This is a genomic window from Streptomyces sp. NPDC088725 (genome assembly GCF_044751305.1).
Taxonomy (GTDB): domain Bacteria; phylum Actinomycetota; class Actinomycetes; order Streptomycetales; family Streptomycetaceae; genus Streptomyces.
The window spans coordinates 296,167-310,224 of record NZ_JBIVLO010000004.1 but is presented as its reverse complement, the minus strand read 5'-3'; the positions used below and the strand labels follow the sequence as shown (position 1 = coordinate 310,224).

At 69.1% G+C, this 14,058-nt stretch carries 8 protein-coding genes and 1 tRNA gene; 5 read left to right on the top strand and 4 right to left on the bottom strand.

All coding sequences use genetic code 11. The features are described from left to right. Position 1: 1 nt before the first annotated feature. A complete protein-coding gene (locus tag ACIP6N_RS11590) occupies positions 2-1,387 on the bottom strand; it encodes a serine/threonine-protein kinase (protein ID WP_401814780.1) in 1,386 nt (461 codons plus the stop codon). A gap of 30 nt (positions 1,388-1,417) precedes the next feature. Further along, positions 1,418-1,969, bottom strand: coding sequence for a helix-turn-helix domain-containing protein (locus ACIP6N_RS11585; RefSeq protein ID WP_401814778.1), 552 nt, complete (start codon positions 1,967-1,969; stop codon positions 1,418-1,420). Between the two features lie 183 nt (positions 1,970-2,152). Between ACIP6N_RS11585 and ACIP6N_RS11580 the strand changes: the two genes are divergently transcribed. The 4 genes from ACIP6N_RS11580 to ACIP6N_RS11565 all read left to right on the top strand — a co-directional run bounded on the left by ACIP6N_RS11580 (position 2,153) and on the right by ACIP6N_RS11565 (position 8,773). Then, positions 2,153-2,225, top strand: a tRNA-Ala gene (locus ACIP6N_RS11580). A gap of 401 nt (positions 2,226-2,626) precedes the next feature. Further along, entirely contained in the window at positions 2,627-3,433 is an 807-nt protein-coding gene (locus ACIP6N_RS11575; protein WP_401814776.1) for an HlyD family efflux transporter periplasmic adaptor subunit, read from the top strand. A 206-nt stretch (positions 3,434-3,639) separates the two neighbouring features. After that, positions 3,640-5,760 carry an NHLP family bacteriocin export ABC transporter peptidase/permease/ATPase subunit gene (locus tag ACIP6N_RS11570; RefSeq protein ID WP_401814774.1) on the top strand — a complete coding sequence of 707 codons (2,121 nt, stop codon included), beginning with the start codon at positions 3,640-3,642 and terminating at the stop codon, positions 5,758-5,760. 1 nt (position 5,761) lies between these two features. After that, positions 5,762-8,773 (top strand): NHLP bacteriocin export ABC transporter permease/ATPase subunit, encoded by a 3,012-nt coding sequence (locus ACIP6N_RS11565; RefSeq protein ID WP_401814772.1) that lies wholly within the window; start codon positions 5,762-5,764, stop codon positions 8,771-8,773. A gap of 223 nt (positions 8,774-8,996) precedes the next feature. Here ACIP6N_RS11565 and ACIP6N_RS11560 read toward each other — a convergent pair whose 3' ends face one another. Together ACIP6N_RS11560 and ACIP6N_RS11555 are read right to left on the bottom strand one after the other, a co-directional pair. Then, positions 8,997-9,731 carry a hypothetical protein gene (locus ACIP6N_RS11560; RefSeq protein ID WP_401814771.1) on the bottom strand — a complete coding sequence of 245 codons (735 nt, stop codon included), beginning with the start codon at positions 9,729-9,731 and terminating at the stop codon, positions 8,997-8,999. 2,392 nt (positions 9,732-12,123) lie between these two features. Beyond that, positions 12,124-12,621 (bottom strand): RICIN domain-containing protein, encoded by a 498-nt coding sequence (locus ACIP6N_RS11555; protein ID WP_401814770.1) that lies wholly within the window; start codon positions 12,619-12,621, stop codon positions 12,124-12,126. 31 nt (positions 12,622-12,652) lie between these two features. On the opposite strand from ACIP6N_RS11555, the gene ACIP6N_RS11550 reads away from it, so the two are divergent. After that, entirely contained in the window at positions 12,653-13,132 is a 480-nt protein-coding gene (locus ACIP6N_RS11550) for a hypothetical protein (RefSeq protein ID WP_401814768.1), read from the top strand. Positions 13,133-14,058 lie beyond the last annotated feature (926 nt).

Genomic DNA, 14,058 nt, shown 5'->3' with positions numbered 1-14,058 from the left:
TTCAGCCGGACGGCTGGGCCAGCGCCCAGATACCCACCGCGAAGCAGACCAGCGCGATCAGCAGAACCGGGACGGTCACCTTCGGGGGCGGCCCCGGTCGTTTGGCGGCGGCATGAAGAGCGCGCGGAGCGTGGGTGGCATGCGAGGCGTGCGAGGCGGCCGATAGGGGGAGAACCGGGTGGTCTTGAGCGGTATACGGACGAGTGGGGACGTGTTCGCGGCGAGCCCCTGCCGTCTGCGCCTGGGCCAGGTCGGGCGGGGAGGCGGGAGGAGCGACGGGGGCGGGGTACTGCGGCTGCTGCTGGGGCAGTTGGGGCTGCGGCCGGTCGGAGGGCGGAGGCGGCGGGGGAAGACGGAAGCTGCCGGTCTGTGAGACGGCGGGGGAGTCGGGCGGGGTGGGCGCGTGGGGGGACGAGGGCGCGGAGAGAGGCGTTCCGGGGTGTTGCTCCGGCTCCGGCTGCGATTGCTGTGGCTGCTGTGGCTGCTGCGGCTCGGCGGCGAGCGGACCGGATGGGCCGAACTCGGCGGGCAGCGGGCCGATTTGGTCGAAGACCTCGACGGTCTCGGCGGTCTCGTCGCCGGGTCCCGGCTCAGGAAGCAGCTCCACCGCCGCTGTCAGGGCCTTGCGCGCCCCCGTGGCCGTACGGAACCGCGCGTGCGGATCGGGCTGGAGCAGGCCCGCCAAGACCTGCCACAGCGGCTCAGGGATGCCTTGCGGCGCCCCTGGGGTCCCGTGCTCGGCGAAATACTCGACCAGGGCCCTGGCGTCGGGCTTCTGGCCCTGGAGGAGGAAGAGAGCCACCAGACCGACCGCGAAGAGGTCGGCGGGGAAGTCCGGCTCGGCGCCCATCATCTGCTCGGGTGCGAAGTAACCGGGCGTCCCCACGACGTAGTTGGTCTCCGTCAGGCGCGGTTCGCCCTGCCGCATGGAGATGCCGAAGTCGGAGAGCCGCAGGTGCGGCCGCGCCGTGCCGGTCGCCTCCATGAGGATGTTGGCGGGCTTGATGTCGCGGTGGATGACCCCCTCGGCGTGCACGGCGGCGAGGCCGGACAGCAGCTGGTCGAGAAGGACACACACGAAACGCGGCGGCAGCGGACCGTAGTCGCCGATCACATGCGCCAGCGAACCGCCGCTCACCAGATCCATGGTGAACAGGACCTTGTCGTCGTCCGCGGCCCAGCTGGCCGGGGCGAGGACATGCGGATGATCGATCCTCAGCGCCTGTTCCCTGACGAAGCGCAGCAGTGTGTGCGCGTCGCTCTGCTGCAGGACCTTCGCCGCCACGTAGCGGCGGCGCCGGTGGTCCCAGGCCCGCCACACGGCACCGACACCGCCCCGCCCGATCGGGTCGATCAGCTCGTACCGCCCCGCGAAGACCTCACCCATTGCGCCGTGCCCCCCGTTGTGTCGTACGGCTCAGCTCTGGTGCGCCTCGTAATGGGCGACCGCTTCCGCGGTGCGGCCCGCGCCGTACACCCTTAGGAACTCTGCCAGTTCGGGCTGGGACGGCGCGAGAGCGTTGGCCGCGTCGATGATGTCGCCGGCCGCCGAGACGGACCGCAGCAGCGACTGGATCTCCCGCACGACGCGGCGCACGGTCGGCGCTCCGGAACCGTTGGCCGTCTGGCCCGTGGTGCCGGTGAGGACGGAGCCGCCCTGCGATTTCTTGATCTCGTCCATCCGGTCGGTGGCCTCCGCGGCGCTGACGCTGCCGTCGGCCACCTGCCTCGCCAGATCCTGCAACGCCTGCACCCGCTGCACCACGGCCGGATTGCCGATCTTCGCGCGCTGCCCGCTCATCAACTGGGACAGCATCGGCGCGGACAGCCCGAGAACCGCGGCCAGCCGGGCCTGGTTCAGGCCCAGATCGTCGATGAGACGACGGAAGAGCGCCCCCAGCGGCTCCCCGTACCAGCTTCGCTGCAGCTCTCTGGCTCTCGCGGTCGAGTCCTGTTGTGTGGCGTCCATCGCGGTCTCCCCATCGCTTCCCCGTCCGGCAGCTTCGCTGCTGCGAACCTGTTGGGCATCTTACGGAGCGTGGTCGTGGACGGGGAGCCCTCGTCCTTTTACGAGATCGCGCGGAACACCCGGTAGAGTTGTCTCCGGCACTGGCCGAACCGCCTCCGCGGTTCAGCTACGCCGACCCGTCAAGGGGCCTTAGCTCAGTTGGTAGAGCGCTGTCTTTGCATGGCAGATGTCAGGAGTTCGACTCTCCTAGGCTCCACATCGAATGAGGCCCCCTGACCTGCGGAAACGCGGGTCCGGGGGCCTCTTCGTGTTCGTCATGTCAACACCGTGTCACCACGGACCTGCCAGCCGCTCCTCTTCCACCTGCTCGCGGTGCACCGACGGTTCGCGGGTTCATGGCGAGCCCGCTCTCCCCGCTCGCCAGGCCTCTCCCTGCCGGGAGTTCCGCAGGGTGCCGCGACGGGCCGGATCTCGCCCTTGTGGCAGGCGGACGGAGCGCCGCCGGGACGGGGGCACGCTAAAAAAAACGATGGCCATTGCTGGAACAATCCGTGATGAGCGACCCCGTAGATTGACCTGCGCACCACGAAGATCGGATCATGAAACACCTCGATCCCGGTGTCGGGCTGGTTCGGATCGAATGACTGGAGAGCACTCGTGAAGTTCCGCCAGCAGGCACTTTCCAAACTGCAGTCATCAGATGAGATCGACCTTCCAGTACGTCTCGTCCGTCCTCAAGGACTGCTGGTTCTCAGTGTGACCGTGCTCGTCGTGCTCGCCGCTTTCCTCTGGGCGGTGACCGGTTCCGTGACGCCGACGCTCAACACCTCCGGTGTTCTCACTCATGGGCAGGGCAGTTACGTCCTGCAGAGCCCCGTCGCCGGTCAGGTCACCGAAGTAGTGGCCAAGGAAGGGCAGATGGTGGCCGCGGAAGCCCCCGTGGTCAAGGTGCGCACCGCGAAAGGCAGCGAGGTCGTCAAGAGCGTCGCGGCCGGCCGCCTGACGACGCTGGCCACCGCGATCGGCGCTGTGGTCGCCCCGGGGACGGAGGTGGCGTCCCTGGAGTTGGTGGATCGTGCCGACGCGCCTCTCAAGGCCGTGCTCTACCTGTCGTCGCAGAGTGCCGCCACCGTGTCGAGGGGGGACCGGGTGGACCTCACCGTGCAGTCCGTGTCACCCGGGGAACACGGACTGCTGAGCGGCCGGGTGGAAACGGTCGGACAGACCACCGAGACGCGCCTGGGGATCGCCGGTTTCCTGGGAAGCGCGCAGCTGGCCGACCGTTTCTCCCGGGAGGGGCAGCCGGTGGCCGTGATGGTGCTGCTGGACCGTTCGAAACACACCGCCTCGGGATACGTGTGGTCCTCCCCCGACGGACCGCGGCACGCGCCCGAATCCATGACACTGATCAGCGCCACCATCCACCTTGCCGAACAGCGCCCGATCGATTGGCTGCTCTCGTGACCACAGGGACCGGCTCCGCACCGGCGACTCCGCCGACGAATGGATCGGCGACTCCACCGACGGCCCAGCGGCTCTCATCCTCCGCGCGGCCGCCGGGGCCCGGACCCGGCGGCGGACGGCACAGGGCGCCGAAGGGCGGGACCCGGTGGGCCCCGGGAGAGAAGAGGACGAAACAGCGCGTCGTCCGGACGCCCACGGTCCTTCAGATGGAGGCGGTGGAATGCGGTCCCGCGTCGCTGGCCTCGGTGCTCGCACACCACGGACGTCATGTGTCCCTGGAGGAACTGCGCCTGGTCTGCGGGGTGTCGCGTGACGGGTCGCGGGCGAACAACCTGCTGAAGGCCGCGCGCCGATACGACCTGCAGGCCAAGGGCATGCAGATGGAGGCGGCGGCACTCGCCGAGATACGGGCGCCGGCCATTCTCTTCTGGGAGTTCAGACACTTCGTCGTGTACGAGGGCATGGCGAGCCGGTTCGGTCAGCAGGGTGTGTACATCAACGACCCCGCGCGGGGGCGCCGTTTCGTCCCGGCCGAGGACTTCGACACCAGCTACACCGGCATCGTTCTGCTGTTCGAGCCGTCGGACACCTTTCGTCCGGGGGGCAGTCGGCCCAGTGCGCTCAAGGCGGTTCCGGAGCGGATGCGGGGGACCAGGGGGACCCTGCTCGCCGCGCTGATCTCCAGTGTGCTGCTCGTCGCGGTCGGCGCGGCGGTGCCCGCGCTCAGCCACATGTACATCGATTCCTTCCTCATGGGCGGTCAGACCTTTCTGCTGGGAACGATCTTCCCGGCTCTGGCTGTCATGGTGGTGCTCACCGCGGTGTTGACGGGTTTGCAGCAAGCGCACCTGCTCCGGGGGCGCGTCATCTCGTCCACGCTCACCAGCGCCCGCTTTCTGCGTCATCTCCTCAAGCTGCCGGTGACGTTCTTCACGCAGCGCAGCCCCGCCGATCTGGCTCACCGCCTCCAGTCCAACGAGGCGGTGGCCGAGACACTGGCGCGCGACCTCACGGCGGCGGCGGTGGACGGGATGGTCGTCACTCTGTACGCCGTCCTTCTGTGGACGTACGACCCTCAACTGACTTTCGTGGGCGTGCTGATAGCGCTGCTCAATGTCGCGGCCATGAGAATCGTGATCCGGCTGAGGTCCACGCACACCCAGAAGCTCCGCGCGGACAACGCACGGCTCACGAACACGTCCTACACCGGTCTTCAGTTCATCGAAACCCTCAAGGCCACGGGCGGTGAGGACGGCTTCTTCAGCCGCTGGGCCGGACAGCACGCGGCCACGCTGGAGGACAAGCAGCGCCTCGGTGTGCCCAGCGCGGCTCTGGCCGTCGTCGCGCCGACCCTCGCCACGCTCAACAGCGCGCTGATCCTGTGGATCGGCGGGCTGCGGGCGGTGGACGGAGCGATCTCGATCGGTTTGCTCGTCGCCTTCCAGGCACTGGTCACGCGTTTCACCGCGCCGGTCACCCGGTTGAACGGCGTGGCGGGCCGTGTCCAGGATTTCGGCGCCGACGTGGTCCGGCTCAAGGATGTCGAGAGTTTCCCCGCCGATCCCCTCTTCTCCCGCCAGGAGCCGGACGACGTCACGCGCAGGCTCACGGGCCATGTCACCCTGAAGAACGTCACCTTCGGCTACAGCCGTCTGGACGAACCGCTGCTCAAGGGTTTCTCGCTGTCGGTCCGACCGGGCCAGCAGGTGGCGCTCGTCGGAGGGTCCGGCAGCGGCAAGTCCACCGTCTCCCGGCTGATTTCCGGACTGTACGCCCCCTGGGAGGGCGAGATCCGGATCGACGGCAAGCTCCTCGAGGACATCCCCCGCAGTGCGCTCGCCGCCTCGGTGTCCTTCGTCGACCAGGACGTCTTCCTCTTCGAAGGCACCGTCCGCGACAACGTGGCGCTGTGGGACCCGTCGATTCCGGATGAGGCGGTCGTCACCGCGCTGCGTGACGCGGCCCTGTACGACGATGTGATGGCCCGCGGTTCCGAGGGCATTGACAGCCGGGTCGAGCAGGACGGCCGTAATTTCTCGGGCGGTCAGCGCCAGCGGATCGAGATCGCCAGGGCCCTGGTCCGGAGGCCCAACGTGCTGGTGCTCGACGAGGTGACGAGCGCCCTGGACGCGGGAACCGAGCAGATCATCATCGACAACCTGCGACGGCGCGGCTGCGCGTGCGTCGTGATCGCCCACCGGCTGAGCACGGTACGCGACAGCGACGAGATCGTGGTCCTCGACCACGGGGAAGTCATCGAACGTGGCCGTCACCGCGAACTCGTCGCCGCGGGCGGCCGGTACGCACAACTGGTCAAGGAGGGCTGACGTGTCATCCGTACTTCCCCCCAGGTCCGCCGAGCAGGGGCCGGGCGCCGGTGACTCCGTGACGGACGTGCTCGGCGCTCTCGGCACCCCCGTGCAGGGTTCCGACGGGAGCGGAACGGTGCCGCTCGAGGGGCCGGAGGTGCTCTGGCTGGTCGTGAGCGGCTTTCTCGACCTCTTCGCGGTGGACGCGTCGCAGGACGGCCCCTGGCATTTCCTCGGCCGTCTCGATCCCGGGTCCCTGCTGCTCGGGCCTGTCACCGGGCCGCGGCACACCCTGCTCGGCAGACTCTCGGCGGACTGCCGCATGCGGCGGATCCCGCTGAATTCGCCGAGCGGCTCCGAGGCCTTCACCGACGACCTCACGTATGACATCGAGGAAGACGACGACGATACGGCGGCGCCGCTGGAGCGTGCCTTCGCGCAGGGCACGGTGCTTGGCATGGGCGTCATGATCGCGGCCCTGACGGACGGCCCCACTGCGACCGAGAGCGTCGCGACGGAGAACGCGGCCTTCGCCGAACAGGTCCAGTGGATGCCGGTCTCGCCCGGCAGCGTGCAGTACGGCTCCGAGCGGAAGGGCGGAGCCGAAGCCGGTCTTCTGCTCGACGGGGCGCTGTGGCAGTGGATGGTGAACCGGCAGTACCGGCTGCTCTCTGCGATCGACCGCTGGATCGACCGGACCGAGCACAACCACGAACAGCGAGCGGCTGCGAGCGTCAGAGCGGGCGAAGCCGTCCGGGCGCGCGCCGACCAGACGCTTCTGGCCTCCATCGGGGGCAAGTACAGCGGTCGGCGGGAGCCCGTCGCCTCGGCCGGAAAGACCGACGACAGTACGTTCGCGGTCTGCCGCCAGGTCGCCGAGGCGGCCGGGATCACGCTCACCAGACCTCCCAGTGGCGTCGCACTCGACGAACGCGTCGGCCCGGTGCAGCGCTTGGCTCTCTTCTCCCGGGTCCGTACCCGCGAGGTAAGGCTGAGCGGCCCGTGGTGGCGCGCGGACGCCGGCCCGCTGGTCGGCTACCGGGAAGAGTCCGGGCAACCCGTGTCGCTGCTGTGGCGGCGCGGCCGGTACGAAGAGGTCGACCCGGTCGCGGAGACGCGTACCCGCATCGGCCCGGAACAGGCGAAGAAACTCGCACCGCGCGCAATCATGTTCTACCGGCCGTTGCCCGAAGAGCCTCTGACCAGGTCGGGGCTGTTGCGTTTCAGTTTCCGCGGCACCCGCTTCGACCTCCGCAACCTCGTCATCAGCGCGCTGATGACGATCGGTCTGGGCGCGCTGGTACCGATCGCCACGGGCAAGGTACTGGGCGTGTACGTACCGAACGCCGAGAAGGATCTCATCGTCCTGGTCGCTCTCGCCCTCATGATGAGCAGCATCGTCACGGCCGCGTTCATGCTGCTCCAGAGCCTCACCGTGCTGAGGCTGGAAGGACGTATCGAGAGCAACCTGCAGCCCGCTGTGTGGGACCGGTTGCTACGGCTGCCCACCAGCTTCTTCGCCAAGCGCTCCACCGGTGAGCTGGCCGGCGTGGCGATGAGCATCAGTTCCATCCGGAGCGTGCTGTCCGGCACCGGGGCGGTGATCGTCCAGGCGATCACCATCGGAGTGATCAACATCGGGCTCCTCTTCTGGCTGAGTGCGCCGCTGGCGCTCGCCGCGATCGCCATGCTGGTCTTCATCGGAGCGGTCTTCTTCGCCCTGGGGCTGTGGGGACTGCGCTCGCAGCGTCAGCTGGTCGCGATCGGCCACAAGCTCAACAACCAGACGTTCCAGACCCTGCGAGGGCTGCCCAAACTGCGCGTCGCGGCGGCCGAGAGCTTCGCCTTCGCCTCCTGGGCCAAGAACTTCGCGCGTTCCCGGCAGCTGCACCAGCGCGCCGGGCGGATCATGAACCTCACCACCGTCGTCAACGGCGTCTACCTGCCGCTCTGTTCGCTCATCATGTACATGCTGCTGGCCGGGCCGGCCCGCGGCAGTATGTCGGCCGGCGCCTTCCTGACCTTCAACACCTCGGTGACGATGCTGCTGGGCGCGGTCACCCAGCTGTCCGGGGCACTCGTGTCGGCGACCACCGTCCAGCCCATGGTGGAGCAGGTCAACCGGATCCTGAACGTCCTGCCCGAGGTGGCCGGCGGCAGTACGCAGCCCGGACCGCTGAGCGGCGCCATCGAAACGAAGAACCTTTCCTTCCGCTACCGCGCCGATGGCCCGCCCGCCCTCGCCGGCGTGTCGCTGCGTGTGGACCCGGGCGAGTTCGTCGCGATCGTCGGCCCCAGCGGCTGCGGAAAATCGACTCTTCTCCGCCTGCTGATCGGCTTCGAGAAGCCGCTCTCCGGCAAAGTGCTCTACGACGGGCAGGACCTCGCGTCTCTGGACCAGGCGGCCGTGCGCCGTCAGTGCGGAGTCGTCCTTCAGAACGCCCAGCCGCTCACCGGAACGATCCTGGACTGCATCCGCGGTGCGGACTCCTTCACCCAGGACGAGATCTGGGAGGCCGCCGAGATGGCCGGTCTGGCCGACGACATCAAGCGCATGCCGATGGGACTGCACACCGTGGTCTCCAGCGGCAGCGGCACCATCTCCGGCGGGCAGCGACAGCGTCTGATGATCGCTCAGGCCCTCGTACGCCGACCGCGCATCCTGTACTTCGACGAAGCCACCAGCGCGCTCGACAACGAGGCCCAGCGCGTCGTCACCGAGAGCACCCGCCAACTCAAGGCCAGCCGCCTGGTGATCGCCCACCGCCTGTCAACGGTCATGGACGCCGACCGGGTCATCGTCATGTCCGAGGGGAAAATCGTCGAACAGGGGACACCGGCGAAGCTGCTCGCCAAGGAGACCGGACACCTTCACGCGCTGGTCCGCAGGCAGTTGGCGGATCCCGTGGTGAAGCTCACGAAGCCGACCGCTCCTGCCCGGGCCATCCCTCCCGCGCGTCGCTCCACCGTCCCCAAGACACGCCCGTCCGCTTCGGAGCACGGCCCGGCGCCGTCCGAGGAGGCCGGCTGACCACGGCGGCAAGGCTGCGGGGTACGCCGAAGACGCTCGGCACCCGCCGATCGACCGGCTGCGCGATGGGCCGGGTCACGACGGGGAACGCCGGCCCCGGCTGATGGACTACGCCACCGGCCGGTCCGCGCCGGCACCCTCCGTGGTCCCGGACGGCGGAAGAGCGGTGAATCGCCCCGGCCGGCGGCTTCGTTGCCTCGCGGGCCGCGTGCGGTGGCCCGTCTCAGAGGCGGTTGGTGGGGGCGAGCCCCGGAGGCCTGGCCAGCCAGTCCTCTCCCCCGGCCGTGGCCGTGCCCGGGGCTGTCCGGCGAAATTCGTCCAGCGCCGACACCGCGGCGCGATCGGCCTCGTGGTCGGCCGCGTCCTCAATGGAGGCGAACTCCCGCAGCAGGACGGTGCTTCGTTCACCGGCATCGACACGCAGCGTCTTGAAGCGGGTGCCGGGGAGGAAGAGCGCCCGGCCGAGTCGCTCGGGATCGACGGGCCCCGTCGGACGTGCGGTCTCCGACCAGATCAAGAAGTCGACGTTTCCCTTCCCCGCAGGACCGCCGGAGACTCTGACCGAACACAGTCCCCTGTCAAGGATCAGCTGTTTGTCCGTGTACCACTGGATCTCCTCGGGACCGAGCTTGGAGCGGAGGGTCACCACTCCGCGGTGGGGACGCAGCAAGCGCAGGCCTGCGCTCACGCACCGAAGCATCGGGCGCCGGGTCTCGGCCGCATCGGAGCGATTGCCGCTGTCCTGGCCCGGCTTCGTCAGGTAGATGCGCACGGCAGCGAGGTCGGTGATCGCCGCCTCGGCGAAGAGCGGCTTTCCGTCCCGTCCGGTAACGCCCTTGACCAGGGAAGACACTTCCGCGACCGCCTTGGTGCATTGCGCTCCGTACGCGTCACGCAGCCAGGCGTGGTCGGCCTCCTGTCCCTGTCGCACCGGCGTGCGCTTGGCCTTGGTGGCCATGGGCGCCGGTTTTCCGGCGGCGGGGGCGTCGCTCCCGTCCGCGTCGGCGGATGCCCGCGACGACGACTCGGACGGCTTCGCTTCAGGGGCGGGTGTCGGCGCGGCTTCGGGGGCTGGAGCCGGGGCGGGTGCTTGCTCAGAGGCAGGGGCAGGGGCAGGGGCAGGGGAGGCTTGTTCGGGAGTAGGAGCAGGAGGGGTTTTCCCGGACCCACGGGCAGGAGGGGCCTGCGCGGTGGCCGGGGCGGGTGCTTGCTCAGGCGCAGAAGCGCGCTCGGACACGGGGGCTTGCTCGGGCGCAGGGGTCTGTGGGGGTGCTTCGGCCTGTGTGCGAGCCGGGGCGCGTTTGGGCGCCTGGGTTTGTGGGGGCGCCTCGGCTCGTGTGCGAGCCGGGGCGTCGGTACTGGAGGGTGATTTCGTCGTGCTGGGTTCGGCGGCGGCGGTGGGCACCGCGTCGGTGGCCTTCGGCTTCGGAGCGGCCGCAGGTTTCCCGGCGGGGGCTGGTGCGACGGGTTCCGGGCTTCCGGCGGGGTGAGCCACCGCCGGCTCGACCTGAACCTCCCGGCCGTGCTGCCCCTCAGCGGTGGCCGGCTTCGGCACAGCCGTCTCCCGCTCCGGAGAACTACCGGTCTCCGGTTCCGCGTCCGCGGGCTGTGGAACGGGGTCCGCCAAGGGCACGGCCAGGTTCGGGTCCGGGTCTGAGGCGGGGGCGGGGGCGGCGGCGTCCGGTACGGAGGTGCGCTCCGTTCGTTCACCCGCAGCCCTGGGCGGTACGGGTGGTGGGGCCGGTGCGGTGACGCCTGTCGCGCTCACCGGGGCAAGGCGAGCGACCTCACGGTCGGCCGGCTCCAGGAGTTGCGCCACCTTTGCGCCCAGATGCCGCAGGTAGGGAGCGAGCGGCGTATCGAGGTCGTCGAAGAGAATGAGCTCTCCGCGCGAACCAGCCGGCAGGGAGCGTACGTGCTCCGCGTGGGCCGGTTCCGCCTCCGGTCTCACCCAGATTCCGCAGCGGACCACTTCCAGTACCGCGCCCTCCGCGCAGCGGTATACGCGGTGACCGATTTCCGGCAGATGAAGAACCGGCCAGGCATGGTTGTGGATGAGCGCGGGCCCCGTTCGCCCACCCGCGTCGTGCGGTGGCAGGACGAAGGACTCCGTGGCGAGAAGACGCCGTCCCAGCTGTCCGTCCTTCAGCATGACGAACACCTGCTCCGCCGCCGTGGGATCCGTTCGCGCGGTTGAGGCCGGCATGCCGAGGAGGAACCGGGCCGGATACCTCAGTGTCCGCGCCAGCATGTCGCCGAAGGACCGGGCCTTCGTTTGCCGCACCGGCCCGTACTGGAGAAAGCGGACGGCGGGCCTGAGCGTGTGCGGGATCGAGTTCCACAGCGCGGCAATGTCGACGGGTGGCACCGGCGGCGCCCCCGGAGCACCCACCACGACGGTGAGAGTGTCGCGTGGGGCAGGCAGGTGTGCCGCGAGAAAGGCCCGGCAGGTGTTCGCTTCGTAAGTCTCGTTGGTGGACCGGAGCCACATGCCGCCCGGTATCGGCTCGGCCACCGTGTGCTCACTCACGGGCCAGGACTGATCACGGACATCTGCGTCCCACGTGGGCCGGGGAAACCGTCGCGACTCGCGCCACTCCGGCTTGCCGGGCTCGCAGCGCATCCAGCCCAGGCCTCTGTCCGCGCCGATGAACAGAGAGCCTCCCGCAGCGGGCTGTGGCAGGCCCTCGGCCACCACCACGACCCGGCCCAGCCGCTCAGCCAGTCGTCTGCCGCAGGCAACGGCACCCCCCGGTGGAGTGCGACCGAAGACGAGCCGCAATCCGGCGGGTCCTTGCGGCAGAGAATCGGGGACCGCGTCCCAGACCTCCTGTCCCATGTCCTCGGGCAGGTCGATCACGACCAAGTGATAATCCGGGTCCGGGGCAAGCCCGTTTGCGAACACCAGCGACTGGTGATTGACCGAACCGGCAGGATGCAGCAGCCAGCAGAAGCCAATCCGAAGGGACTCCAGAGCGTAGGCCGCCCCGCCATGAGCCTGAGCACGAATCGAGCCCGTCACCTGACTGACACCCCCATATCTCGGTTTCCCCGTACGGCGCTCACTGTGGCGCCCGCTCGGGTCCGTCCGATGATCCCATCGCATGAAACGGCAGGAGAGAGGGGAGTCGGGCAACGCGGTTGAGCGGTCGGTCCGGGCGGGGCGCCGGCGCGGACAGCGAAGCGGAGGCCGCTGCCGGAGCGGCGGGCCGGCAGCAGGCAGGCGAAGCCGCAATGAGGCCGGCCTCACGCGTCCGGCGTGCTCCGCGATCCGCCGGTGGTTCTTCCACTCGACCGGCGATGAGCGCCTCCGGCGGAGCCGTCGCCGTCCGCCCTCGGCCGGCCCACCATCAGTGGCGAACGTCAGCGAACTGCCACTTCTGGCTGTCCCTTCCGTTGCACCGATCGACTTCCAACTGTGATCCCGGTGTCTCGCTCTCGTCCCAGGCCTGGACGCACTTATCGGCATTCGCCAGCCTGAACGAGCCGTTGACGCTGAACTGCTGCCCTGAACGTCCGTCACAGGATGACAGCCGCACCGCGGCTCCATCGCGGTCCGACCCCTCCGCCGTCACACACTTCCCCATCGCACGCAGCGTGCCGTCCCCATAGGCAGCCCATGATTGGGAGGCGCTGGATGATGAGCACCTGTCAACGACAAGGCGCTGCCCCTCGGCGCCGGATCCGGCGCTGAGACAGAGGCCACTGTCAAAACTGCGGATGTTTCTGCCCGAAGGTTCGGGGCTGGGCGCTTTCGTCGTCGGCTTAGGAGGAGCACCGGCCTCCTTGCCCGGACGGGACGGCGGCTTGGTGGGACTCGCCGAGGTCGTTGGGGTCGGGCTGGGCATCACTGGAGTGTGACTGGCCGTCGGTGACGACGTGCTCGGAGACGGTGAGGAACTGCTGTGCCCCGGGCTCGGTGTCATCGAGGGAGCGGCGCCCGCCGCGGTCGCCGACGCAGCGGCGGCTCCGGCAGGAAGGGCTTGGGCCGTCGAGCCCGAACTCTCTCCGCCGCTTCCGGCCCAGAGGGCGAGGCCGGCTATCAGCGCGCCGACGACGACGGCCGAGGACAAGACCGCAGGTTTCGACAGAGTCCGGCGCTTCGTCGGCGGACCGGTCTCTTCCGTGCTGCTGTTCTCTGCGGAGGCGGAGGCGGAGGCGGAGGCAGGGGTGGTGGCGGAGGCAGGGGTGGCGGAGGCGGAGGCGGAGGCAGCGGTGGCGGCGGCAGCGGTGGCAGGGCTGCCCGGGAGGGCCGCCGTCGCGTCCTTCGGTCCGGATTCGGGAGCAGGAGGTGCTGCCTTCTGCCCGGTCACCGGGCTCTTCGGAGTACCGCCGTTGCTCTGCCAGGGCAGCGGCTGATCCCAGACAGCGGGAGTTTCAGCGGGGGTGGACGGTGTTCCCGCCGACGCCCCTTCCGTTGGGGTTCCCTTCGGATGCTTCGAGGGGTTTTCACTCGAAGTGCCCATATGGTCGGCCTCCTGTTCTTTGGCAATCAGGCTTTTTGCCCGTTGTGGTCATTTTTGGCTGGAATATATAAATGGTGAAGCTTTGGGTATTTTTGGAATGTGCAATACGTCGGTAAAGGGACCCGTCAGGGTGCTTCCGCATCCTCGACGCATATAGCCCGCCCTTTCGCCGGAATTCTATCGGGCGACGGATGTCGCTTTCCCGTCCGGAGTCGATGCCGAGCGCTCGTCACGCGCCCAGGCGATTGAGGTCGGAGGCCCCATGCACGCGTCACTCTGCCGGAATACGAAAGACCCGGCAATAAGCTCGGTGATGTCGTATTTCGTGCCGCCCCCGCACGCCCTTGCTCACCTGTGCAACGGGATTCCCGTGCCCAGCTCGCAGCCAGCCGGGTTCGGCACCGGCACGACCACGGCTTACCGGCGCATCATCGAAGTCCCCGACTGCCTGGCCGCCCCGGGGCCCACGCTCGAACAGCCCGTCCGCGAGCGAAGCCGTGAGGCATCGAGGAAGGCGGCTGCCCTGCTCGACGGTCCTGTCCTGCTCATCATCGACGGGATCGCCGCCGACCGGCGGTTCTGGCGCAGACAAGAGACACAGCATGGACGGTCACTGCCCGTGGTGGACGAGCGGGCTTGTGCGGCGACTGCACCGTGCGGTGCCGGCCGAACTCGTTGCCAGGGGTGAGGAGTGACGCCGCCTGGACCTCAGCGATCATTGACGCGGCTTCTGTCCGCGCGAAAGGGAGGACGCGCTGACCGGGCCGAAACCGGTTGACCGCGGCAGGAAAAGCAGCCGACCCCAGGTCCTGTCCGACG

What these genes read in the sequence shown, in the direction of transcription:
- ACIP6N_RS11590 (WP_401814780.1), bottom strand. Translation starts at nt 1,387, where the DNA reads ATGGGTGAGGTCTTCGCGGGGCGGTACGAGCTGATCGACCCGATCGGG.
- ACIP6N_RS11585 (WP_401814778.1), bottom strand. Translation starts at nt 1,969, where the DNA reads ATGGACGCCACACAACAGGACTCGACCGCGAGAGCCAGAGAGCTGCAG.
- ACIP6N_RS11570 (WP_401814774.1), top strand. Translation starts at nt 3,640, where the DNA reads ATGGAGGCGGTGGAATGCGGTCCCGCGTCGCTGGCCTCGGTGCTCGCA.
- ACIP6N_RS11560 (WP_401814771.1), bottom strand. Translation starts at nt 9,731, where the DNA reads ATGGCCACCAAGGCCAAGCGCACGCCGGTGCGACAGGGACAGGAGGCC.
- ACIP6N_RS11555 (WP_401814770.1), bottom strand. Translation starts at nt 12,621, where the DNA reads ATGCCCAGCCCGACCCCAACGACCTCGGCGAGTCCCACCAAGCCGCCG.